This window comes from Komagataeibacter rhaeticus, from assembly GCF_003207855.1.
Taxonomy (GTDB): domain Bacteria; phylum Pseudomonadota; class Alphaproteobacteria; order Acetobacterales; family Acetobacteraceae; genus Komagataeibacter; species Komagataeibacter rhaeticus.
Genome location: NZ_NKTZ01000010.1, coordinates 27,150 through 51,022, shown reverse-complemented (window position 1 = coordinate 51,022; position 23,873 = coordinate 27,150). Strand labels below are relative to the sequence as shown.

General features: G+C 64.4%; 23 protein-coding genes. 12 read left to right on the top strand and 11 right to left on the bottom strand.

The annotated features are described in order from the left end of the window. Positions 1–537 precede the first annotated feature (537 nt). A complete protein-coding gene (locus CFR78_RS10675; protein ID WP_110581121.1) occupies positions 538–1,164 on the top strand; it encodes a Crp/Fnr family transcriptional regulator in 627 nt (208 codons plus the stop codon). On the opposite strand, the gene CFR78_RS16800 is transcribed toward CFR78_RS10675, so the two are convergent. Next, a complete protein-coding gene (locus CFR78_RS16800; RefSeq protein WP_456305883.1) occupies positions 1,088–1,261 on the bottom strand; it encodes a DUF3309 family protein in 174 nt (57 codons plus the stop codon). The two genes, CFR78_RS10675 and CFR78_RS16800, sit on opposite strands and share 77 nt — an antisense overlap. Here CFR78_RS16800 and CFR78_RS10670 point away from each other — a divergent pair. The 7 genes from CFR78_RS10670 to CFR78_RS10635 all read left to right on the top strand — a co-directional run bounded on the left by CFR78_RS10670 (position 1,188) and on the right by CFR78_RS10635 (position 10,360). Then, the gene (locus CFR78_RS10670; protein WP_258366060.1) at positions 1,188–3,554 is read left to right on the top strand and encodes an EAL domain-containing protein; all 2,367 of its coding nucleotides are present in this window, start codon (positions 1,188–1,190) and stop codon (positions 3,552–3,554) included. The two genes, CFR78_RS16800 and CFR78_RS10670, sit on opposite strands and share 74 nt — an antisense overlap. A 32-nt stretch (positions 3,555–3,586) precedes the next feature. Continuing rightward, entirely contained in the window at positions 3,587–5,332 is a 1,746-nt protein-coding gene (locus CFR78_RS10665; protein WP_110581117.1) for a putative bifunctional diguanylate cyclase/phosphodiesterase, read from the top strand. A gap of 6 nt (positions 5,333–5,338) precedes the next feature. Next, complete coding sequence (locus CFR78_RS10660) at positions 5,339–5,776, top strand: Rrf2 family transcriptional regulator (protein WP_007398423.1); 438 nt, start codon at positions 5,339–5,341, stop codon at positions 5,774–5,776. 284 nt (positions 5,777–6,060) lie between these two features. Beyond that, on the top strand, positions 6,061–6,474 hold the full coding sequence (locus CFR78_RS10655) for an RrF2 family transcriptional regulator (RefSeq protein ID WP_034927417.1): 414 nt from the start codon (positions 6,061–6,063) through the stop codon (positions 6,472–6,474). 538 nt (positions 6,475–7,012) lie between these two features. Then, positions 7,013–7,399, top strand: a complete 387-nt coding sequence (locus tag CFR78_RS10645; RefSeq protein WP_007398427.1) for a hypothetical protein — start codon at positions 7,013–7,015, stop codon at positions 7,397–7,399. A 14-nt stretch (positions 7,400–7,413) separates the two neighbouring features. After that, positions 7,414–9,600, top strand: coding sequence for a pyrroloquinoline quinone-dependent dehydrogenase (locus CFR78_RS10640; protein WP_034932200.1), 2,187 nt, complete (start codon positions 7,414–7,416; stop codon positions 9,598–9,600). Between the two features lie 181 nt (positions 9,601–9,781). Continuing rightward, a complete protein-coding gene (locus CFR78_RS10635) occupies positions 9,782–10,360 on the top strand; it encodes a DNA-3-methyladenine glycosylase I (RefSeq protein WP_223846675.1) in 579 nt (192 codons plus the stop codon). 89 nt (positions 10,361–10,449) lie between these two features. On the opposite strand, the gene CFR78_RS10630 is transcribed toward CFR78_RS10635, so the two are convergent. The 8 genes from CFR78_RS10630 to CFR78_RS10595 form a co-directional block, all read right to left on the bottom strand. Beyond that, the gene (locus CFR78_RS10630; RefSeq protein WP_051672138.1) at positions 10,450–12,012 is read right to left on the bottom strand and encodes an McrC family protein; all 1,563 of its coding nucleotides are present in this window, start codon (positions 12,010–12,012) and stop codon (positions 10,450–10,452) included. Continuing rightward, positions 12,009–12,992: an McrB family protein gene (locus CFR78_RS10625; protein ID WP_051672137.1), complete on the bottom strand. Its 984-nt coding sequence runs from the start codon at positions 12,990–12,992 to the stop codon at positions 12,009–12,011. Before CFR78_RS10625 ends, CFR78_RS10630 begins: the two co-directional genes overlap by 4 nt. Before the next feature lie 6 nt (positions 12,993–12,998). Beyond that, a complete protein-coding gene (locus tag CFR78_RS16015) occupies positions 12,999–13,343 on the bottom strand; it encodes a hypothetical protein (protein ID WP_146221277.1) in 345 nt (114 codons plus the stop codon). A 509-nt stretch (positions 13,344–13,852) separates the two neighbouring features. Then, complete coding sequence (locus CFR78_RS10615; protein ID WP_007398434.1) at positions 13,853–14,245, bottom strand: hypothetical protein; 393 nt, start codon at positions 14,243–14,245, stop codon at positions 13,853–13,855. Between the two features lie 376 nt (positions 14,246–14,621). Continuing rightward, the gene (locus CFR78_RS10610) at positions 14,622–14,963 is read right to left on the bottom strand and encodes a hypothetical protein (RefSeq protein WP_139064284.1); all 342 of its coding nucleotides are present in this window, start codon (positions 14,961–14,963) and stop codon (positions 14,622–14,624) included. Positions 14,964–14,992: 29 nt separating this feature from the next. Continuing rightward, positions 14,993–15,262, bottom strand: coding sequence for a hypothetical protein (locus tag CFR78_RS10605; protein WP_051672135.1), 270 nt, complete (start codon positions 15,260–15,262; stop codon positions 14,993–14,995). Between the two features lie 13 nt (positions 15,263–15,275). Then, positions 15,276–15,569, bottom strand: coding sequence for a putative hemolysin (locus CFR78_RS10600; protein ID WP_223846676.1), 294 nt, complete (start codon positions 15,567–15,569; stop codon positions 15,276–15,278). 104 nt (positions 15,570–15,673) lie between these two features. Further along, complete coding sequence (locus tag CFR78_RS10595) at positions 15,674–15,997, bottom strand: hypothetical protein (protein WP_034932196.1); 324 nt, start codon at positions 15,995–15,997, stop codon at positions 15,674–15,676. Positions 15,998–16,104: 107 nt separating this feature from the next. Here CFR78_RS10595 and CFR78_RS10590 point away from each other — a divergent pair, with 107 nt between their 5' ends. The 3 genes from CFR78_RS10590 (at position 16,105) to CFR78_RS10580 (ending at position 20,283) form a co-directional block, all read left to right on the top strand. Then, positions 16,105–18,057 carry an esterase/lipase family protein gene (locus CFR78_RS10590; protein ID WP_051672134.1) on the top strand — a complete coding sequence of 651 codons (1,953 nt, stop codon included), beginning with the start codon at positions 16,105–16,107 and terminating at the stop codon, positions 18,055–18,057. Further along, positions 18,054–19,067 carry an Lnb N-terminal periplasmic domain-containing protein gene (locus tag CFR78_RS10585; protein WP_034932194.1) on the top strand — a complete coding sequence of 338 codons (1,014 nt, stop codon included), beginning with the start codon at positions 18,054–18,056 and terminating at the stop codon, positions 19,065–19,067. Before CFR78_RS10590 ends, CFR78_RS10585 begins: the two co-directional genes overlap by 4 nt. A gap of 151 nt (positions 19,068–19,218) precedes the next feature. Then, positions 19,219–20,283, top strand: a complete 1,065-nt coding sequence (locus CFR78_RS10580) for an alkene reductase (protein ID WP_034932211.1) — start codon at positions 19,219–19,221, stop codon at positions 20,281–20,283. Between the two features lie 129 nt (positions 20,284–20,412). Here the strand turns inward: CFR78_RS10580 and CFR78_RS10575 are convergent, their stop codons facing one another. Next, positions 20,413–21,477, bottom strand: coding sequence for a hypothetical protein (locus CFR78_RS10575; RefSeq protein WP_034932192.1), 1,065 nt, complete (start codon positions 21,475–21,477; stop codon positions 20,413–20,415). Positions 21,478–21,923: 446 nt separating this feature from the next. On the opposite strand from CFR78_RS10575, the gene CFR78_RS10570 reads away from it, so the two are divergent. Beyond that, complete coding sequence (locus CFR78_RS10570) at positions 21,924–22,388, top strand: hypothetical protein (protein WP_007398443.1); 465 nt, start codon at positions 21,924–21,926, stop codon at positions 22,386–22,388. A 220-nt stretch (positions 22,389–22,608) separates the two neighbouring features. Here CFR78_RS10570 and nhaA read toward each other — a convergent pair whose 3' ends face one another. Next, positions 22,609–23,796 carry a Na+/H+ antiporter NhaA gene (gene nhaA / locus CFR78_RS10565; RefSeq protein WP_240471462.1) on the bottom strand — a complete coding sequence of 396 codons (1,188 nt, stop codon included), beginning with the start codon at positions 23,794–23,796 and terminating at the stop codon, positions 22,609–22,611. Between the last annotated feature and the right edge of the window lie 77 nt (positions 23,797–23,873).

Here is a 23,873-nt window from a genome sequence, read left to right as displayed (position 1 = left end):
TCAGGACCAGTCCGTTCCGCATCACTGCCGCGCGGGCGGAAATAAACTTTACGCCACGGGTTCGTTTACCAAGTGGCGGCAGGCGAGGCAACGCAACGGACGCACCGGGCAGGACAGGTCCCTGCCCCACGGTGCAGGGGAGACAGGACAGGCACGGTCCCCACCCGGCGGACCGCGAAAGACCGGGCCATACCGCGCCATGGCGGCCCCGACCCATGCCGGTACGACCGGTGCGGCGCGCGTGCAAATATTCACGCCCCGCAGGCGGGATGCTGGTGGTGCGGATATTGACCGGAACAGTAATGATTACTGTTTCTATACCGCAATCATACAGTCGGGCGCACGCCGGTCGTGACCATTAATGGCTGGTGGCTCACGCGGGTGTGTCCTTCATAATTACATGAAAGAATAAAATATGCTGAAAATATAGGAATGATACCGCATTTATTATGCATGTATTTTACAAATTAACTTATGGCAAAAATGTGTCATGAATAACAAACAGCCGCAATCCTGTTGGAAACCAGAAATAAATTCATGTCTTTTGCGCAGCTCCCCATTCCGACCGACGGACTGAAACGCAGTTTTTCCGAACGCCAGGAATTCATGACGGAAAACACCCCCGCCAGCATGCATTTCCATGTGGTGAGTGGTGGGGCGCGCCTGTTCAAGTCCCTGCCCGACGGGCGGCGGCAGATCATCGGCTTCGCCCACAGGGGCGACGTGCTGCCCGGCTATCCCTGCGCCCGCTACCCCTACAGCGCCGAAGCCATGCGGGGCGTGCAGGTGACCTGCGTGCCCACCCCGGTGATCCACCACCTGCATGACACGTCGCCCGGTGCCTGTGCCGCGTCGCTGCAAAGCGCGTGCCACCTGCTGGTGGGCATGCACAGCCGCCTGCTCATGCTGGGGCGCCAGACCGCGCGCGAACGTCTGGCCGCCTTCCTGATCGGGCAGGGCACGCGCATGGGCACGCATGAACTGAAGCCGGTCGACCCCGCCCTGTCCCGCGCCGACATAGCCGACTTCCTTGGCCTGACCACCGAAACCGTGAGCCGCCTGCTCAGCACCTTCCACCGTGAAAAGCTCATCTCGCGTGAGCGTCGTGCCATCCACATTCTCGACCCGGACCGCCTGCGCGCGATCGTGGCCACCCCGGAATGACACCCAGGAAAGACAGTACCAAGATGCCCGAGATTACAGCGCTCACGACCGAAATCCTGCTGCCCGCCCTTGAACAGGCGATCGACGCCACCGTCATCATCGGCCAGGATAACGAGATCATCTTCTACAACCAGGCCGCCGCTTCCCTGTGGGGCATCCCGCGTGAGGAGGTGATCGGCCGCAACGTGGACTGCCTGGTGCCCGTCCGCCTGCGCCACGAGCACGACCGCTACATCGACCGCAACCGCGAAACCGGCCACAACCGCATTGTCGGCACATCGCGTGAGGTGGAGTTCACCCGCGCCGATGGCGAATACATCTGTGGCGAGCTTTCGCTGTCCAAGGTGGAGATCGGGCAGGGGGCGAAGCGGCAGATCTACTACATGGGCGTGATGAAGAACGTCACGGACGAAAGCCAGCGCCGCAAGATCCTGATCCTGCAGAACGACGTGCTGCAGGCGCTGGCCAGCGACATGCTGATACAGGATATTGGCGAACTGATCTGCCGCAAGGTGGAAGCCTTCGTGCCCAACGCGGTGGCCGCCATGCTGGTGCTTGATGACAACCAGCCCTGGCGCGTGATCTGCACGCCCGCCCTGCCGCGGCGTATCCGCAATGCGCTGGAAACCACCATACCCTCGCCTTCCGATGTGGAGAAGCTGCAGGCCAACCTGTCCTATACCGGGCGGCTGGTATGGGACAATTACCAGTCCATGTGCCGCTCGCTGGGGCTGCAGTCATGCTACGCGGCCCCGGTGCTGGCGGCTTACGGGCGGATCACGGGCATCTTCGCCCTGTACCTGCGTGAGAACAACCAGCTGGGCGCCTGGCCGCAGCGGCTGGTCGGTGCGTGCCTGCCGTTCTGCGCGCTGGCGCTGGAGCAGCACGCCACCAAGACCCACATGACGCAGCTTGCCCGCTATGATTCGCTGACCGGCCTGCTCAACCGTGGCGCGCTGCACCGGGTGATGGAGGAAATGATCGCCCAGCCCGGCAACCGCACGCTGGCCATCTTCATGCTTGATATCGACCGCTTCCGCGATATCAACGACGCGCTGGGCCATGTCCATGCCGACCAGTTCCTGGTCGAGATCGCGGCCCGCATCCGCTCCATTGCCCGTGATGACTACGTGCTCAGCCGCTCGGGCGGGGATGAATTCGTGCTGGTGGTGCCCGACTGCGATGGCCCGCGCATAGAGGAGATCGCGCGCAGCCTGCTCGATACCATCGGCCGCCCGCTGCAGATCGGGCAGAACACGCTTTCCATCTCGTGCAGCATTGGCATCAGCACGTTCCCCGCCAACGGGCCGGACAGTGAATCCCTGCTCAGCCATGCCGATACCGCCATGCGCCAGGCCAAGGAAGACGGGCGCGGCATATACCGCTTCGCCAACCTGGAAAAGAACCAGGTGGCGCAGGACCGGCTGGTGCTGGGTTCCGCCCTGCGCGATTCCCTGGCGCAGGGCATGCTGCAGCTGCACTACCAGCCGCAGGTGCGCACCCACACGCTGGAACTGAGCGGGGTGGAGGCCCTGTCGCGCTGGCATCACCCCACGCTGGGCAACATCTATCCCTCCCGCTTCATTGCCGTGGCGGAGGAAACCGGGCAGATCGAGGCCATCGGCCGGTGGTCCCTGCTGGAAGCGTGCCGCCAGATCGTGAAATGGGATGCTGACGGGGTGTACGTGCCGACCGTGGCGGTCAACCTGTCGGCGGTGCATTTCCGCAACCGCGCGCTGCCCGAGCATATTGCCGCCCTGCTCAAGGACCACAACCTCAAGCCCTCGCGCCTGACGGTGGAAATTACCGAGAGCGTGATGATGGACAGCAGCAGCGACACCGAGGAGGTGCTCCAGTCCATCCGCAACCTGGGCTGCGGGCTGTCGATGGATGATTTTGGCACCGGCTATTCATCGCTTTCGCGCCTGACGCGCCTGCCGCTGACCGAGATCAAGATCGACCGCAGCTTCATCAACGATTTCGAATACGACACCAATGCCCAGGCCGTGACCATGGCGGTGATCGGCATCGGCTCGCGCCTTGGCATGACCGTGGTGACCGAGGGCGTCGAGACCGAGCAGCAGCGCGACCTGCTGGAACAGCTGAACTGCGACGTGATGCAGGGCTACCTGTTCGCCAAGCCACTGGCGCCGCGTGACCTGGAGGAATGGGTGCGCCATGGCGGCGCACCCGCCGTGATCCGCGATATCGAGGCGGCACGCGCGGCAGGGGGGGCGACAGGCGGCGCGCAGGCCGCACCGGATAAAGGCCAGCCCGGCCCCGCCAGACCCGCCACGGCCGCGCAGCCGGCTACTTCACCCACAGGAAAGGACACGTCCACGACGGCCCCCGGGGAGGCCGCAGCAACGACAACCACAAACCGATCCTGATCCCTTCAGGGCGACAGAGGGAGCCATAAGCCATGTCACTCAAACACGATGACCGCCTGCGCGCACTGACCCACCAGGATTCCGATTTCTGGGCCGATGTGGTCGATAATGTGCTGATCGTGGCCATTACCGACGTGCGCGGCGTGATCACCTATGTGAACGACCGCTTTTGCGAAATCAGCCGCTACCCGCGTGAGGAACTGCTGGGGTCCACGCACCGGATCGTCAATTCCGGGTATCATGACGCCAGCTTCTTCCGCCAGATGTACCGTACCATCCGCACGGGCGAGATCTGGCGTGGCAATATCTGCAACCGGGCGAAGGACGGGACGCTGTACTGGGTGGCCACCACCATCATGCCCAAGCACAATTCGCTTGGCGCGATCGAGGGTTACGTGGCCACGCGTTTCGAGATCACGGAGCTTATGAACACCCGTGACCGGCTGAAATCCCTTGCCGCCACCGACCCGCTGACGGGGCTGTTCAACCGTGGCGGCTTCAACAACGTGCTGCAGACGGCGGTGGAGCACAAGGCGCAGAACATCACGCGCGAGATCATGCTGGTCATGTTCGACCTGGACGGGTTCAAGCAGATCAATGACATCCATGGCCACCATGCGGGCGATGTGGTGCTGAAGGTCATTTCCGCCCGCCTCATGGCGCTGGTCAGCCCGGAGGACGCGGTCTGCCGCCTGGGGGGCGACGAGTTCGCGCTGATCCTGGACCATACCCTGACCAGAAGGCCGCTGCAGGATATCCTTGACCAGCTTCTGGCCGAGCTTGAAGCCCCGATCGAGGTGGGCAACACCATGGTCAACGTGTCGGGCAGCATTGGCGTCAGCCCCGTGGCCAGCCAGGAAAGCGCCGAATCACTGCAGAAGAACGCCGATATCGCGCTGTATGCCGCAAAGCGCGCCGGTGGCCATCAGGCGCGGATGTTCGACATCACGCTGCACCAGCACGCGCTGGAACGCGCCCAGATCCTGACCGATGCCCGCACGGGGGTGGAAAAGGACCAGTTCGAGCTGTACTACCAGCCGATCCTGAACCTGGCCACCGGCCGGTGCGACCAGATCGAGGCCCTGCTGCGCTGGCACCATCCGCAGCGCGGGCTGCTGGCGGCGGAAAGCTTCCATGACGTGTTCCTGGATGCGGCGTTGGCGCAGGCCATGAGCCCCCGCCTGGTCAAGGCGTTCCAGAATGACATGCGGCTGTGGAACAACACGCTGAATACCTATCCCAACCTGACCATCAACCTCTCGCGGCTGGACCTGCTCAATATCGGGTTCCAGAACGATCTGGAGGCCGAAATAAAGCGCCAGGGCAGCAAGGCGTCCGACTACGTGCTGGAAATATCGGAAAGCGTGCTGGTGGCCGGGCGCCGGTCGGACCGGGTACTGCTGCGCCTGCAGGAACTGGCGGCCATGGGGTTCCAGCTGGCGCTGGATGATTTCGGGCTGGCAACCCTGCCCATTTCCGCCCTGCGTGACATCCGTTTCACGCAGGCCAAGATTTCGCGCAAGCTGGTCCGTGAAATCGAACATGACCAGCAGGCCCGTGACGTGATTGCCCACCTGTCCGGCCTGGCCCATGCCTTCGGGCAGAGCGTTACGGTCAGCGGGGTGGAAACGCGCGGACAGATGGAAATCCTGCGTGCGATTGGCGTGGACCGGATTCAGGGTTTTTATATTTCGCTCCCCATTTCGGCCGCGAATCTTGTGCTGGCGGAGCATATCTTTGCGCCAGATCATACCGAAATCACGCTACAGGCGTCATGAGGGGGCATGCGCCTGACACTCCACACCGATTATTCCATTCGCGCCCTGATCTATCTGGGACAGAACCCGGGCAGGCGGGTCGCGATTCAGGAAATTGCGGATACCCACCGGATTTCCCAGAACCATCTGGTGAAGGTGATCAACCGCCTGTCCACCAACGGGGTGGTGCTGGCGCGCCGGGGCCGCAACGGGGGTGTGGAACTGGCCCACACGCCGCGTCAGATCGTGATCGGTGATGTCGTGCGGCTGATGGAATCAGATGTATCGGCCATTGTTTCATGCATACCGGGCAGTGGCCAGCAATGTATCCTGGCCGATGCCTGCCGCCTGCGGAAACTGTTTTCCAAGTCCATGAATGCCTTCATGGCCGTGCTGGACCGCCTGACATTGCATGACATGCTGTGTGACCATGGAAAGACCGGACAACGCGGAAACATAACCTGACGGCAGGCCCGGATATGACAGCCGCGGGACTGGCTTTTTATTGCCGGAACCTGTATTGCGGGTCCGTACTGGTGCGCCTGGAACATAATTTTTAATTATAACGACATATGGAATGAATATGGTACCATGATGTACAATTTCCAGACGTGCGGTGTAGGGATGTCCCGTTACATGCTCATGACCGACCTGACGCCAGTTGCGGGAAGCCCGGTGCCACGGCAGCGCTTTTCCACAGCCATGCGCGCATCAGGCAGACCACGCAAGGAGGCTACCGACAAGCCATCATGCGCCTGACCCTTCATACAGATTATGCCATCCGCGTTCTGGTCTATCTGGCGCGTAATCCCGAACGGCGTGTATCCGTACACGAAATTTCCGACAGTCACGGTATTTCCCACAACCATCTGGTCAAGGTCGTCAACCGCCTGTCGCATAGCGGGGTGGTGGTGGCGCGTCGTGGCCGGTCTGGCGGGTTGCAGCTGCCGTGCCTGCCGCATGAAATCGTTATTGGTGATATCGTGCGGCTGATGGAAACGGACATGGATTCCGTTGTCGCGTGCCAGCCGGAAAACGGCCAGCACTGCCTGCTGGCAGACATATGTCGCCTGCGTCATCTGCTGGCGCAGTCCATGCGTGCCTTCCTCAAGGTTCTGGACGAGACGACGCTGAACGATATCCTGCCGGACCGGAGGGCCTGATACCACCACGATGGATGGGGTAGTGCCGCCCTTGTCTATATATGAACATATATAGATGTGCCCCGTCTCCGCCGCCCTGATGGGGGATGCGGGCACGCCTGCCGCCCTGCCTGACCCCGTATGCGGGCAGGGGCCGGGGCGTTTGCGCGGCAGGGCTTCACCTGGAATGCGCCCGTGATTACCGGCCGGCCTTTTCCACCCGCACCGGCGCGGGCAGCGGCATGCCGGCGGTGCCCTGTCCCTTCCCGCGCGGATTGCCGCGCCGTATCGCATGGCTGGCGCCCTGTGGTCATGCCGGACTGTCCTGAATACGAAACGGTTCCGTCAGGGAACGGGAAAGGTAAAAATTAATATTTAATTGCCCGTATAGTGCAGACCTGCTGGTCAAAAGCGGAATGCACGCTGTTAATTTTTGGCAGAATACTGATAAGGGTGTAACAATACTCATAAAGTCGTTACCACTCTCACGGTTTCGTTTTTTCACGTTTAACGAAGGCGGGACTAGCCTCCGCATCATGATACTGGAGGAACATCCATCATGTCTGCTTTCGTAACACCACAGACCCCCGCCGGATGGGCGACGCTGGGTCTTGCGGTCATCATTATCCTGCTGGGCCTGCCACTACTGTACATGGGGGCGGAACTCGCCTTTATTGGCGGGTCGTGGTACTACGTCATTGTCGGGCTTGCCGTGACGGTGGCGGGCCTTCTCATGGCCATGGGCCGGGTGGCCGGCGGGCTGCTCTATCTTGCCGCCGTGGCCTTTACGTGGCTGTGGGCGCTGTGGGAAGTGGGGCTTGACGGCTGGGGCCTGCTGCCCCGCGTGTTTGGCCCCACGCTGCTGGCCCTGGGTGTGCTGGCGTGCCTGCCTGTTCTCAAACGCGCCGAAGCCGCGCGCTCAACCCTTGTGCGGGAGGTCGCGTAATGTCCCGGACCCCGATGCCGCGCGGCCTGCTGCTGGGCGCAACCATCATCACCGGCCTGTCCTGTGCCACGGCCCTTGCGCAGGTTCCCCCCGCCGACCAGCCGCCCGGCACTGGCAATGCCACCGTGCCACCGGCCCAGCCCACGCCGCCGGCGGATGCGTTCTCGGCCCCGTCGCCCAACGGCCCGCAGGCCCCCGGTGTGAATGCCGCCAACATTCCCGACGGCCCGCCCGCCGAACCCAGCGAGGCAACACCCATGGTCGAGCAGGTGGTGGCCAACCCCGCCCATGATGACTGGCCCGGCTATGCCCGTGATGACAGAGCCACGCGCTATTCGCCGCTGGACCAGATCACGCCGGCCAACATCAGCCACCTCAAGCGTGCCTTCATCTACCACACCGGCAGCAAGCCGGGGCCGGGGCAGGTGAACAAATGGGCGGCCGAAACCACGCCCATCAAGGTGGGTGACGGGATGTACATGTGTTCGGCACTGAACGACATGATGCGCATCGACCCCGCCACGGGCAAGGAAGTCTGGCATTTCCACGCCAATGAGAAATACGAGAGCATTCCGTATACGGCAGCGTGCAAGGCGGTGGTGTACTACACTTCCTCCACCGTGCCGGAAGGCGAGCACTGCCATCACCGCATCCTTGAAGCCACGCTGGATGAACGCCTGATCGAGGTGGACAGCGAGGACGGCAAGGTGTGCGAGGGCTTTGGCTGGCACGGCATGGTCAACCTGATGAAGGGGATGGGTGAGTCCGTGCCCGGCTTCGTGGCCGAGACCGCGCCGCCGCCCATCGTCAATGGCGCGATCATCACCAACCAGGAAATCCTTGATGGCCAGCGCCGCTGGGCGCCATCGGGCGTGATCCGTGGTTACGATGCCGAGACCGGGCGCTTCCTGTGGGCATGGGATGTCAACCGCCCGCATGAACATGGCGAGCCGAAGGAAGGCGAGCATTACAGCCGTGGCACCCCCAATTCCTGGGCCGCGATGATTGGTGACAACGCGCTGGGGCTGGTTTACGTGCCCACCGGCAATTCGGCCGCCGATTACTACAGCGCCATGCGTTCACCGGAGGAAAACAAGGTCTCCTCCGCCGTGGTGGCGATCGATGTCAAGACGGGTGAGCCGCGCTGGGTGTTCCAGACGGTGCACAAGGATGTGTGGGATTACGACATCGGCTCCCAGCCCACGCTGATGGATTTCACCAAGCCCGATGGCAGCAGCGTGCCCGCGCTGATCATGCCCACCAAGCGTGGCCAGACCTTCGTGCTGGACCGCCGCACGGGTGAGCCGGTGCTGCCGGTGGAAGAACGGCCCGCGCCCTCGCCGGGCATGGTGCCGGGTGATCCGCGCGCGCCCACGCAGCCCTGGTCGGTGGGCATGCCGCGCCTTGGCTTTGCCCCGCTCAAGGAAGCCGACATGTGGGGTATGTCCCCCATCGACCAGCTTTACTGCCGCCTGAAATACCGCCGCGCGCATTATGTGGGTGAGTTCACGCCCCCCAGCATTGACAAGCCGTGGCTGGAATATCCCGGCTATAATGGCGGGTCCGACTGGGGCAGTGTTGCCTATGATGAAAAGACCGGCATCCTGATCGCCAACTGGAACAACACGCCGATGTATGACCAGCTTGTCAGCCGCAAGAAGGCCGACCAGCTTGGCCTGATGCCGGTCGATGACCCCAACTACAAGCCCGGTGGCGGTGGCGCCGAGGGCGCGGGCGCCATGGCCGAGACGCCGTACGGCATCGTGGTCTCGCCGTTCTGGGATGAATATACGGGCATGATGTGCAACCGCCCGCCCTATGGCATGATCACCGCCATCGACATGCACACGCAAAAGGTACTGTGGCAGCACCCGCTGGGCAGCGCGCGCGCCAACGGCCCGTTCGGCCTGCCCACGCACCTGCCGCTGACCATCGGCACGCCCAATAATGGTGGCCCGGTCATTACCGCTGGTGGCCTGATCTTTGTTGCCGCGACAACGGACAACATGATCCATGCCTTCGACATCCATACCGGCCGGGAAGTGTGGAACGACGTGCTGCCCGGTGGCGGGCAGGCGACACCCATGACGTATGAGTACAAGGGCAAGCAGTATGTCGCCATCATGGCCGGTGGCCACCACTTCATGATGACGCCGGTGACGGATGACCTGGTGGTCTATGCGCTGGACAACGTGAACTGATCCGATCCCCCTGCGGGGTGAGGGAACCGGGGCCGCACCATGCGGTCCCGGTTTTTTTATGCGTATGAAAAACGTATAAAAGTTTTTGGGTGCCGCCTTTTTTCAAAAAGGCGGCGTTCTCTGGAGCTTTTTGGAAAAAGCTTCACCAAAAACTTTTATTCTTTTTATTATGGATCATTGCATGGCCATTACTCCCGCACCCGACCCCACCCGCCCGCGCTGCGCCTGGGCACAGGCGGATGCGATGATGATGGCCTATCACGACCACGAATGGGGCCAGCCCGTGCATGACAGCCGCATGCTGTGGGAAATGCTGGTGCTGGAAAGCTTTCAGGCCGGGCTGTCATGGCGCACGGTGCTGCGGCGGCGCGAGGGGCTGCGCGCCGCCTTTGCCGGTTTCGACCCCGACCGCGTGGCCCGCTTTGATGCGGCGGATGAGGAACGGCTGATGGCGGACCCGCGCATCATCCGCGCGCGCGCCAAGATCCGCGCCACCATTGGCAATGCCCGCGCCTATGTGGCCATGCGCGATGGGGGGGAGGATTTTGCCCGTTTTGCATGGGGCATGGTGCCCGCGGCACCGGTGCGCAACCTGTCGGGGCGGGTACTGGCGTCCTCACCGCTGTCCCATGCAATGGCTGTGGCGCTACGGGCGCGGGGGTTCCGGTTTGTGGGGCCGGTCATTGCCTATGCCTGGATGCAGGCGGCCGGCATGGTGCATGACCATGAACCCGGCTGTTTCCGCCACCCCGCCCGGTAGTGGCCCCAGGGCATGGTAACCGGTGCATGCTAACCGGTATATGCTAATCGGGGCACGCCCACCGGGGCAGGCGCGGCGGCGTGCCAGCGTCAGTCCGCCCTGCCCATGTCCAGGCCCAGCTGATAGCGCCGGGCGGGCGTGTCGGTAATAAACTGCCCGAAATCAAGCGGGCGGGGGGCATTTTCCGCAGGCGGCATGTCCTTTTCCGCCTTGCCGTCCGCATCGGGCAGGACAAGGATGTGCCGGTCCAGGCAGAAGGGCACAAGCCATAGTTGCAGCCTGTCTTCCATATCGGCCACGGTGCCGTCGGCGCTGTTGAAGATAAAGGGTTGCGATGCCGTAATGAAGTTGTTGGTGCGGGGGTAGACCAGCACAACGGGACCATTGCCCTCGTTCAGGTAATTATCACCATAGGCCTTCATCTGGTACATGTCACTCTGGTTTATCCAGCTGTCACGGAAGGCCAGGGGAACGGAGGCGTCAGGTACGGGGCGTTTCCACTTTGTGTCCAGCACCATGCAGACCGTACGGCTGTCAGGCTGCAGCACCACCATGTCGGGCCTGAGGGAAAAGCGCTGTTCCGGTTCCTGTCCCGCCTTTGGCAGGCAGGTGACCAGATGGCGTGACGTGAACTGTTCCTCCAGCCGGTAGCCCTGCGGCATCTGGGTGGCCAGCGCCACGGCCACCGCCTTTTCAAACACGCATTCCATGGGGAAGAGCATGAAGGCGGCTTCGTGCTGCGTGTCCGTGTTTTTCCTTGTCCGCGCGGTCAGGGGGAACAGGTCGTTGAGGATGAACACCGTCCAGGACAGGGCTTCGTGATAGTAATGCATGTCCCGCTCATGCCGAACCAGTTCCATGTCACGGGCAATATCGGTGGACAGGGGCACGCCATCAAACGCCACCAGCAGCCGGCGCGTCAGGCTGTGGTTGGCGTCCGTTCCCGCCATTTCCAGCACGCGGAGCAGGGCGGTGTGGATCAGCCTGTTTTCCGCCCTGTTGGCGCTGAATTCGTCATGGCGGGTGTAAAAGCGGTCACGGCGGATCAGGTTGTGGCGCATCTGCGCGGCCATGCACAGCCTGCCACGCAGGGTGGGCAGGTTGTCTTCGTGCCGGACATAATCACGCCGCATGCCCCGGCCCAGAAGGCCGGCCACGCTGTGCAGGAAGGCGCTGAGGAATATGTCACCCAGCGGCATATCCATCTGCGTGTCCACAAGTGCCCGCAGGGGATGGCGGATATGCTGCATTTCCGGCAGGCAGGCCAGCATCTGTATGAACTGCCTGCGTGTGTTGGCAGGCGCCGCTTTCCTGTCCGCCCCCCTGTCATTGCCCGTCTTGGGCAGGATCTCGATCTGGGCCCCGCAGGGCGTGCGCACCACACCGACCCAGCTTGAAAACCTGACCGCATCCACCACCTGCCAGCGCCCGTCCACCATCATGCGGTGCTGGAAGGGCGTGCCGACCCATGGGTCGGATCTGGTGTCATGCTGCCGGGGCAGGGCGCGGCCGCCGGCGCGGCCTTCGTGCTTCAGCCATTCGAATACCATCGTGGCCTGATCATCGTCATAGGTTGCCCTGCAGCGGTCAAGCGTTACGATTTCATATTCATAAAACGGGTTTCCGGACGGATCGGGCGTATCCCGTGTCATGCCTTTTTCTGGCCCTCCGCGCCCGATGTTTCGTATATGCCGATATAGGCATCGGGGTTGTTCAGGGCTTTCGCGTTGCGCTTGCAGGTGGCGTGGACGGACCTGCCGGCTTCGTCCAGTATTTCGCGGTCTTCTGCCGTGCTGCCCGTAATCAGGAACCGGCAGTCGCGATCGCTTTTCCGGTTGTCGCCCAGCACGATGGCGGCTTTTTTCAGGTCATCAAAGAAGTATTCCTCCAGCAGGGGAATGATCTTTTTCTCCATGATCCGCGACAGCCGCTCAAAGCGCATGTCTTCCCGCAGCTTGCACAGTTCAGTGAAATAGGCGTGGCCGATGGTATGGTCATGGTCATACAGCAGCTCCAGGCGCCTGTTCATTTCTTCCAGCATGCGCCGGATATTGATGGGTTTTTCTTTGCTGGCGCCCGGAACCATCAGTTTGTCGAGCAGCGCGGGATCGGGGCTGACTTCCACGAATTCAAAGCGGCGGCGCAGCGCCGTGTCGATCAGGGTAAGCGAACGGTCGGCCGTATTCATGGTGCCATAAATGAATACATTGGCGGGTACCGAGAACTTCTCCTGCGAATAGGGCAGCGTGACACTCAGCCCGCCGGGCATGAATTCGCGCTTGCTCTGCTCGATCAGGGTGATCAGTTCCCCGAATATGCTGCTGATGTTGCCCCGGTTTATCTCATCGATGACCATGACATAGGGCTGGGTGGGGTTTTCGCGCGCCTGGTTGCACAGTTCCTTGAACACGCCGTCCTTGACGCTGTAATCGACCTGTCCGTTTTCCGTCACGCCCGGGCGGATGCCCTCCACAAAATCTTCATAGGCGTAGGAGGGGTGGAACGTCACGAAACGGTAAAAATCATCCTCCCTTTCACCATCCTTGCGCATCCTCTCGATGATGCCCTGCACCTTGTGGGTCTTGCCTGTGCCGGGGGGGCCGTAATAAATGACGTTCAGCGGCTGTTCCATGACTTTCTACGTGGCGGACTGGAGCAGGCTTGTATTGTCTTCGATCTTTTTGAACGGGCTGGTATAGGCCGGAAGTTTTGTCATGGCCCCGCAGCACCATTTCACAAGCGTATCCATGGATATGTTGCCACTGGCATCGGCCAGTTCACTGGCGTCGACTTCCTCAAGCGCCACAGACTTCATCCTGGGGCTGGCTGCCAGCATGCCAAGCGTGAAGGCCCGCACGGACCTGCCATTCAGGTTGGTGGTAATCCTCAGCCGGTATGCCACCTTGTCGGTTGCGACGTGGGGGTAGAGACGGATCCATGGCTCGGTATTGAATCCTGTTTCGGAATCGATCCGTTTCGGCATGCCTTTGTCGTTATGCCATTCCAGGTAACCGGCCCGGCCGTCATTCAGGCCGTCCGCGCACAGTGCGACCCTGTGGGCCAGTTTTTTCAGGAAAGTATAGATATTATCAAGATCGGGTCCATACCGGTCATTCAGGGCCTCGCCGGATATTCCATTGCGTTCGACAGTATCATCCCTGGAGTGGCCCCTGCATGCCTGCAGGGCGTCAAAATATCTACTATAGAAAATATCTGTCACAAGCCGCTCGCTATTAAAAAAAACGGATACAGGCCATATTTTCCTGCATGGAGAACTGTTTCATTCCGTTTTTCATATAATCTGACCAGTATAAAAAAATCCAGTCCCCCATCCTGAAAAATTCACGGACATGTTGCGATATCGCATCGTCCGGCCGGCAGGGCCGCTTATGCATGAAAAAGCCCGCCACGCGGCGGGGTGGACCCCGTGCGGGCGGGCAGGTGGTGGCCCGTATCCCGGCCTGGTGCCGGTATGGCCCGAACGGGCCGGGGTTACTGCACCGGCGGGGCGGCGCGGCTGGCCTGTGCGGTTACCGCGCGGTGGCGCACGGCGGTGGGCAGCATTTCGCGCAGGATGTTCATCGCCGCAGGTTCGGACAGCCCGGTCTGGGTGGAAAACCGTTCCAGCTCCGCCGGGCGGAACAGCGCGTGGATCGTGGCCTCATCGGCGGGCGGGCTCTGCGCGTGTTCCTGCCAGGCGCGGATGGTGGGCAGCAGGCCGGCGGCCTCGGCCCGGTTTTCCAGCATGCTGGGGTGTTCGGGCGCGGGCAGGGGGCCGAGTATGTCATTCAGCACCGAAAGCGCGCCGGAACGGTCCCCCTGCGCGCCGGTCAGGAAATCTCCGATGCGGGTGGTCAGATGGGCTACATTACGTGTGATGGCCATGGTGGGCCTCCTGCAGCAATAGCGGGTGTGACAGTCATGGAACACGCATCTACCAGCCCTGCATGGCGTTCCGGCATGCAGGCGGGTGGGGGGCCGGGCGCGCGGGCTTGTGGCCCGTCTTGTCTGCGCCGTGGCCGGCAGGCGGTGTGTCCTGCCCCGGTCTGCCGTCGTCCCGTCCCGTGGCCTGTCGCGTCCGCCGTGGCAGGCCATGCCCGGCCGTGTCTGTAGGGGGTGTGCGCCCCGACTGGCTGGCATGGGGTCAACGTGGCGGGCGGGGCAGGGGTTCAGCCCGGCGGGACGGCGGGCGAACACATTGGTGTGACACGATGGGGATGTGACGCCACGGGCCTGTCCCGCCACGGGCATGGCGGCGGGGCTACAGGCCCGGCGCGGTGGCCACGCCCGGCCCGCGGGCCTGGGACGCCGGGCGGGATGAGCCCGGCTGGTCGCCCGTGCCCTGTCCCACCGGGAGGGTGGTGGGGGTGGCCTGCGCGGTATCGGTGCTGGCGGCTTTCTTTTCCGCCGCGCAGGAAAAGCAGGCGTCCTCGCCAATCCTGCCGGTGCAGGCGGCCAGTGGCAGGGCCAGCCCCGCGCACAGGGCCAGAAGGGCAAGGGGGCGGGATGCGGCCGGGAGCCGCCGCAGGGCAGGGAAGGGAATGGACACGTTTTCCTCCGTTGGCATGCCCACCAGAACGGGCGGCCGGGGACGGGGTTGCATGGCCGCCGCCGGGGCCAGCGCCCCGTGTGCTATCCCACCACCCATCCCGCAACCCGGCTGCCCGGCGGCAGGCGGCACAGGCCGGTATGGCCCTGGTCCGTCACCTGCCATGCGCCGCCGCGCCGGGCACAGTCCTGCTGCGGGGGCAGGTTGCGCGCCATCAGCGCATCGGTGCAGCCGCCCGGCACCAGCAGGACCGGCACAAGCAGCACCAGCATGGGCAGGGCGGGCATGGGCAGGGCGGGCACGGGCAGGCTGGGCAGGGGCAGGATGGGCAGGGGCGCGCGGCGGCGGTTCATCCCGGCCGCGCCGTCAGGGTGTGGGGGTGGACAAAGGGTACTGGCGGCGCAGCAGGGCCCATTCCTCCACCACCGTGCCATCGGGCAGATGGCACCAGCCGGTCACCCCCCGTGGCGTGTGGCGCAGTTCCAGCGTGCCGCCGCGCTGCTGGCAGTAAACCGAAGCCGGGTTGGCCATGCCGGTGCGCGCGGGGGCGGCATGCGCCAGATCCGGGCCGCACAGGCCCGCCAGGGCGGCGGACAGGGCGGTCAGGGCCATGACGGCCCGCGGGCCGTGGTGCCTGCGGGGCGGGAAAGGCGGGGTCATGTCGTGTCCTTCACTGGTTGGGCAGGGCGGCGCGGCGCCGTGGCCGGTGGCTGCCAGAAAAGCCCGTATTCCGAACGCGCCGCCCCGGTGCGGGGGCAGGCGGCCTACCCTGAAACCGCTGCCACAGCAGGCCGGGCCGGCCCGTGCCCCCCATGGCTCAGCCGGTGCAGCATGACCTGCATGTTGGCCCGGTCCATCACCGCGCTGTGGGTCAGGCGCGGCTGGCCGCTGGCGTCGTACCACATCAGCCAGAACACCCGGCCTTCCGGCCCGGCCACGTATTCCAGCCATAATGTATCGCCCGTATCGGCGCGGGTGACCAGCGGGGCGGGCAGCACGCTGCCCCGTGCCTGTCCCGCGCCATGGGGGTGGCCCGTGCCCGTATCGGTGCGGTAGCGCGCATTGGCGCAGGTAAAGGGCTGCTGCATCACCCCACCATGCACGCCAGGGGGGCGGGGCTGTCAACACCCTCTTTGCGTCCCCTTCTTCCCATCCTATCTTCCCACTGGCCCGAACTGGTGCTTAACCTTGCCCCATGAAATGGACCGAAACGCGCACAGCCCTGCCCCCCACCGCCCGCGCGGGTCGCGCGTCCCGGATTGCCTGCCTGCTGGCGCTGGCGGGGCTTGCGGGCTGTGCGGGGCCGGTCAGCGTGCGGCAGGTCTCGCTGGTGCACAGTTACCGTGAGGGCGCGCGCACCGCCCTGCAGGGCGGCAGGCCCGGTGACAGCACGCTGATCGTGCTGCGCCGCCACGCGCTTCTGGCCCTGTGGCGCGCCAGCCCCGACCGCGCCATCGCCACCCTGCGTACGCAGGCGTCGGGCCATGATGACGGGGCGGACGTGCTGTTCGCGCTGGCCGAACTCAGCTACCGGCAGGGGCTGCGCCATCACCGGCCTCAGGATTTCCTGGCCGCCGCCGTCTATGCCTATGCCTATCTGCAGCCGGGGCAGGCGGGCGGGCCGGACGGATATGACCCGCGCTTCCGGCAGGCGGGGGACCTGTACAACCTGGGGCTGGCGGCGGCCTTCGGCGCGTCGGTCACGGTGGCGGACCAGCACCTGGCGCTGCCCTTTGGCACGATCGATCTTGTGGCCGATCCCGCGCAGCTGCACTGGCACGGCCGCGTGCTGGACAATATCCGCCCCACCGCCACGATGGGCGTAAGCGGCATCAACAACATCTACCGCACCCCCGGCCTGGGGGAGGCCCTGACCGTGCAGGCCCGTCCCGATCCCACGGCCCCCGCCGCCCCCGTGCCGGACGCGGCGGCCGTGCCCGATGGCAGCTTCAGCGTGTCCGACCGGCTGCGCATGCCCGCCAGCCTGCTTATGGAACTGGACAGCCCGCGCGCGCAGGTGCTGGGCACGCGGCTGCACGGGCGGCTGGTGCTGCGCGTGATGGAACAGGGCACCGCCACCACCCCCATTGGCACGGCACGGGTGCCGGTGGCGTATGACCAGACGGCGGGCCGCGCGCTAAGCCTGGTTGATACCGCGCTGGGCACGAAGGAATACCGGGGCTTTTTTGATGGCACGACCTTTGACGGCACCCGCCCGCGCCTGGTGGCCATGACGCCGCGCCACCGGGGCAGCATGCCGGTGATATTCGTGCATGGCACCGCCTCCAGCCCGTACCGCTGGGCCAGCATGGTCAACGACCTGCTGGAAGACCCGGCCATCCGCAACCATTTTGACTTCTGGTTCTTCTCCTACGCCACCGCCAGTCCCATACCCTATTCCGCCTGGCAGCTGCGCCATGCCATTGAACAGGCGGTGGCGGATCTGGGCGGCGTTGCGGCGGACCCGGCGCTGGGGCACATCACGCTGGTGGGCCACAGCCAGGGGGGGCTGCTTGCGCGCATGCTGGTGATCGACCCCGGCAGCCGGCTGTGGGACGGCACGGCGGGGCGCCCGCTTTCGTCCTTCCATCTGGATGCGAAGACCCGCGCGCTGGTGGAAAAGACGATGTTCCCCACCCCCATGCCGGAAATCGAGCGCGTGGTGTTCATCTCCACCCCCCAGCATGGCAGCTACCTGGCCGGGCTGTCGGTGGCCCGCCTGATCGGGGGCATGGCCAGCCTGCCATTGAGTGTAACGGAAACCGCGCGTGAGATCGTGACCAGTGCGGCGGGCGACAGCACGCACCTGCGCAACAGCATTCCCCGCCTGGGCAGCGTTTACGCCATGTCGCCACGCAGCGCGTTCATGCGCACGCTGCCCACCATTCCCATCGTGGCCGATGTGCACACCCATTCCATCATACCCGTGTGCGGCAACCCGCGTGACCTGGCCCATGCCGATGATGGCGTGGTGTCCTATGAAAGCGCGCATATTCCCGGCGTGGAATCCGAACTGGTTGTCCGCAATTCGGAGCATTCCACCCAGTCCAACCCCCTGACCATAGCCGAGGTGCAGCGCATCCTGCTTGAACAGCTTGCCGCCAATCCGGGCCTGTCCGTCACACCCGCCCGGCTGGCCGGGCCATGAGGGCGGGCCGCCGGGCGGCCGTCGGGCCATGGGCGGGGCGGATCGCGGGGGGCGTGGGCACGGCGCTGGGCACGGGGGCGCTATATTATTCCACCATCCTGCCCGATGCGCTGCGGGTTGGGCTGGCGGTGGCCTTTCCCGCCTGCATGCTGGGGGCGGGGTGGCTGCGCGGGGCCTGTGCGCGCCACGGCGTGCGGGCGGCGCTGGGGGTGATGGCGGGCGTGTGGTACGTGACCGACCCGCCGCGCAATGACCGGGTCTGGGCCGGGGAATACGCCATCCCCGCCGATACCTGGCGCACGGGCGATGTGATCCATGTGCGCAACGTGCGCAATTTCCGCTACCGCACGGTCAATGATTACCTGCCCGCGTGGTACGATGCCAGCTATGACCTGAACCGGCTGGACAGCGTGGACCTTGTCACCTCCTACTGGGCGGGGGAGAACATTGCCCATGTGTTCCTGAGCTTTGGCTTCAGTGACGGGCAGCACCTGGCCATCTCCATCGAGACGCGGCGGCAGGCGCGTTTTCCCTATTCCACCATTGCCGGGTTCTTCCACCATTACGAACTGTTCTACGTGACCGCCGATGAGCGTGACCTGATTGGCGTGCGCACCGATGTGCGGCGCGAGCGGGTGTACCTGTACCGGCTGGACCTGCGGCCCGAAGTGCGTACGCGGCTGTTCCTGAGCTATGTGGCCGCCATTCACGACATCACCCGCCACCCGGTCTGGTACAACACCCTGACCGACAACTGCACCACCGGCATCCTGGCGCGCGCGGGGGCAAGGCTGCGCTACCGGCTGGACTGGCGCGTGATCCTGAGCGGCCACACGGCCGACATGGCCTATGACATGGACCTGCTTGGCCCGTATGATGCAAAGCGCTACCCCGATTATGCCGCGCTGCACGCCGCAAGCCGCATCCGGCGCGCGCCGGGGGCGGTGATCGGGGCGGATTATTCCACCGCCATCCGCCAGGCCCTGCCACCGCCCGAGGGGCCGGGATGAATCCCTGCATCGGGTGGCAAGGCCGCATGGACGGGTTTTTTCCCCGAAGCCGGGATGCGGCAGGCCGCCTGCCTGCGCATGGGGCGGGGGCTTGCGGGCGTGCGGTGATGCGCCCATCATCCGCGCGACAACGAACCGTGGAGGATATGACATGCCAACCCTGTTCACCCCGCTCAAGGTCGGGGCGCTGACGCTGCCCAACCGCGTGGTCATGGCGCCGCTGACCCGCCTGCGTTCGGGCAGCACCCACATCCCCAACGACCTGATGGCCGAATACTATGCCCAGCGCGCGCTGGCGGGGCTGATCCTGTCGGAAGCAACCCCCGTCACCCCGCAGGGCATCGGATACGAGGACGTGCCCGGCATCTGGACCCCCGAACAGGCGGAAGGGTGGAAGAAGGTCACATCCGCCGTGCATGCGGCGGGCGGGCGCATCTTCATGCAGTTGTGGCATGTGGGCCGGATCTCGGACCCGTATTTCCTGAATGGCGAGGCCCCGGTGGCCCCCAGCGCCATCGCGGCGAAGGGGCATGTCAGCCTGCTGCGCCCCCTGCGTGATTACGTCACCCCCCGCGCGCTGGAAACGGGGGAGATTGCGGGCATCGTCGCCGCCTTCCGCCGTGGCGCGGAACTGGCGAAGGTGGCCGGGTTTGACGGGGTGGAAATTCATGGCGCCAACGGCTACCTGCTGGACCAGTTCCTGCAGGATTCCACCAATCACCGCACCGACCGGTATGGCGGGTCGATTGAAAACCGTGCCCGCCTGATGCTGGAGGTGACCGACGCCGCCATTGGCGTCTGGGGTGCCGACCGGGTGGGCATGCACCTGGCCCCGCGCTGCGATGCGCATGACATGGGGGATTCCAATCCCGCCGCCACATTTGGCTATGTGGCGGGCGAACTGGGGCGGCGCGGCATTGCCTTCATCTGCGCGCGCGAAGCTGAAGGGCCGGACAGCCTTGGCCCGCAGCTTAAAAAGCAGTTTGGCGGCGTGTATATCGCCAATGAGCGCTTCACCCCCGAAAGCGCCGAAAAGGCGGTGGAAGACGGCCGGGCCGACGCCATTGCCTTTGGCCAGGCCTTCATTGCCAATCCCGACCTGCCCGAACGCCTGCGCGCGGGTGCGCCGCTTACACCGCCCGATCCCGCCACGTTCTATACCCACGGGCCGGAAGGCTATATCGACTATCCCACGCTGGGGGCCGCGGGGGACTGATCCCCGCGGCCTTTACACGCCGCGGCGTCCGGGCCGCGGCGCGGTGTTCCCGCCGTGGCCAGGCGTGATGGCGTGCCCGGCATGGCGGGGGCTGGCAACCCGGCGCGGCCCGCGTGCCGCCGGTGGCAGTTACCCGTTGACCGGTATGGTCAGCACGGCGCCCGGGTTCTTGGTGGTTTTTGACAGTTCCATCAGGATCTGCAGCATCGTGAACCCCAGCTTGCTGGGGAAGTCCGTATCCGAAATATAATAGAATTTGTTATTGTATTTTATCGTTACAAAAGAAAGTCGCGGCCGTTCGTTACTGACATGGACAAAAACCGTTGGCTTCGTATTGCGTCCGATCAGGATGACCTTGGGCAGGGTGCGTCCTGAATCAATATCTTCCTGTGGCACGTCGATCTGGTAGGCAATCTGCCCCAGTACGCCAAGCATCGTGCGGGTCAGCAGCCTGACCTGGCCACGCTGCGGCCTGCCTGCCCCGTATATGACCTCCACGCGCTCGTCATTCGGGCCCATTTCAAAAAAACGCCGTGTTGCCTTCACCACGTCGGACAGGATCGGGTCGGTCGTTGACGAGACCGTCAGGAACACCCGGTCAAAGGCTGGTGTCTTGCCCGGTATTTCCTCGCTATGTTCAAGCTGGATGCCCAGCAGGCCCGCGATCTGCAACCGGCGGAGATCATAGATGAGTTCAAAAAACTCGGGCGATCCCCTGCCAACATCGCCCCCTATGGCCCCCACGTTGTTGATCAGGTTGACCGACTGGACCGACAGGCGGAACAGGATATCTATGGGCAGCCCGCCCATGGCCAGCGGCAGCAGGCTGCCGGGTGGCAGCGGGCGCAGGAAGCTCTGCGCATAGGCATCGCCCGTAACGGGCTGGAAGGTGAAGGTCGGGCTTTCCTGTATCTGTGCCCCGATAGCCCCGGCGGGCCGGACCGGATTGGAATCCGAACCGACGCCGATGGAAATGTTGCGCTGCAGCTGGTAGCCGGAAATCAGCTGGGTCGTGTCCAGGAAACCCGGTGTGTCGGCATAGCGCAGGCGGACGACGTTCAGGAGTGTCTGCTGCTTGGATGATCCGATCAGCGCCTGGGAATAGTCAAGTTGATCACGGTCCAGTCTCTGGGAGCCAACGCCGTAACATCCACCCAGCAGAAGAACGAGCGGCACCACCGTGAATTTTTTCATAAGAAGGGAACTCTGCATCTCTTGAACGACGTACCGCTTTATCTTGACTGTTTTTCGATAGTGGCCGGGTACCGGGCCTTACGGGCTGAGCTGATTGCACCGTGTCATGCTAGCATGCAAATTTCGTGGATTGTAACCGCCCCGTTTTTTATCCGGCGGTGGCCGCGATGGCGGCTGCCGTCATTTCAGGCATGGTTTTCAGTGATATGGCCCGTATCCGGGCGCATGCACCGGGGCGCCGGGGTGGGGCATGCGACATTATTAAAATAACGTAAGCCATGACGCCCGCGCGGCGCATGAGGGGAATTTTCGCGGGATATGTCCCATGATAAAATAATGTGTTAACCAACCGGATGGTCCCGTCGCATCCTGTGCAGGGGAGACGATCTGGAGTACTGGATAGGGTTGTGAGCGTTGTCCGAATCTGCCGTAAGGTGTCGCGTGCCATGAGTAAACGTTTTCTTGCCCTTGTTCCGGCGCTTCTGCTGGCCGGCCAGGCCCATGCAACGGACGTCAGGCTTCCTGATGGCACCCCGGCCAGCGTGACCGTCCAGACACCCTGCACCAGCGAGAGCTACAGGGAATACGAGACCTGCATCTCCGCCATCCTGAGCCTGCCCTCCAACCGTGGCGGCGATATCGACATCAGGGCGATCGGGACCCTGCTGCCCAAGGACATCCAGAAAGCCGCCATCATAAGCGGCATCACGGCGGCGCCGGTCGTGCCGATGACCGTGTCGTTAAAGCATTATGATGACAAGAACATCACCTGGCCATCAACGGATACGCCACTGGATCACATCATCATCCCCAATAACGGAACCTATCAGGTCGTGCTGACAACCACCGATGGCGGGAAGACATGGGGCATGCGGGTCATTATCGAACAGCCGGGCTCGGCTGACCAGTAAGGCCGGACATCATGGCCCGTGGCCCGGTACCGGCGCTGGCTGCGCACGCCCTGGGCCGGTTCCGGCACGCGGGGGAGATGATGCGCCTGGCCCCGGCCTGACCTTCACGTCTGTCCGGTCTGGCGGAACCCTTTGACGCTACATGGCGTATCCGCAAGGGCCGCCGCCAGCAGCCCGGCGGCCAGGGTGTGACGACATGGGGGGAGCAGGCGCATGCGGCCTATCCCGGCCGCCGGGCCGGGGCAGGGGCCGGTACCATGCGCAGCCATACCCATCCCGCCAGCGCGGACAGGGCGGACCCTGCAAATATGCCCAGCCTGGCCATGTCGGCCAGTCCGGGTGCGGCAAATGCCTGGTCCGCCATGAACAGGCTGATGGTAAAGCCGATCCCGCACAGCAGGCACAGCCCGAACAGCATGCCCGGCGGCGTGCCCACGGGCAGCGGGGCCAGCCGCAGCCGCGTGGCCAGCATGGTCGCCCCCAGCACACCCACGGGCTTGCCCACCACCAGCCCCAGCATCACACCCAGCGGCACGGGCTGCAGCAGCATTTCCACCCGCGTCCCGGCCAGTGAAATCCCGGTATTCATGAAGGCGAACAGCGGCAGCACCGCCCATGTCACCACGGGCGCCAGCGCGTGGGCCGCGCGGTCCAGCGGCGTGGGGCGGCCGGGCGCGGCCGTGGCGGGCAGGCACAGCCCCGCCACCACCCCCGCCAGCGTCGGGTGCAGCCCCGATGCCAGCAGGGCCACCCACAGCACCCCGCCGCCCAGCACATAGGGCCACGGCCCCCGCACCCCCGCGCGCCCGGCCCCGGCCAGCCCCAGCGTGGCAAGTGCCGCCGCCAGCAGGGCAGGCCAGTACACCGCCGTGCCGTAGAACAGCACAATCACGATGATGCCCAGGATATCGTCAAAAATGGCCAGCGCCATAAGCCATGTCCGGGCCGCGGGTGCCACGCGCGGGCCAAGCGCCAGCACCACGGGCAGGGTAAAGGCGGCATCGGTCGCCACCGGAATGGCCCAGCCCCGCATGGCCGCCGCATTGCCCCACGTTACCGCCAGATAGACCAGCGCGGGCACCACCATGCCCCCCACCGCCCCCACCAGCGGCAACGCCACCTGCCGGGGAGAGGACAGGTGCCCCGATGCCATTTCCCTGCGTATTTCCACAATGACCAGCGCGAAGAACAGCGCCATCAGCCCGTCCGAGACCCACGCCCCCAGCGTGGCCGGGCCATGCGCCCCCAGTATTCCCAGCCGCAGCGGCAGCGCCACCACGGCCTGCCACACCCCCCGCCACGGGCTGTTGGCCATGCCAAGGCCCAGCAGCGCGGCCAGCAGCAGCGCCAGCGCCCCCCCGGTGGGGGAGGCGGCAAGAACGCGGATATGGCGGCGGCAGGTACGCAAGGGGGACATGCTCCTGCTTTGCCGCACGGGGTGGCCGCAGGCAAGCGCCCTATGGCCTGCGCCGGCGACCCGCGGGA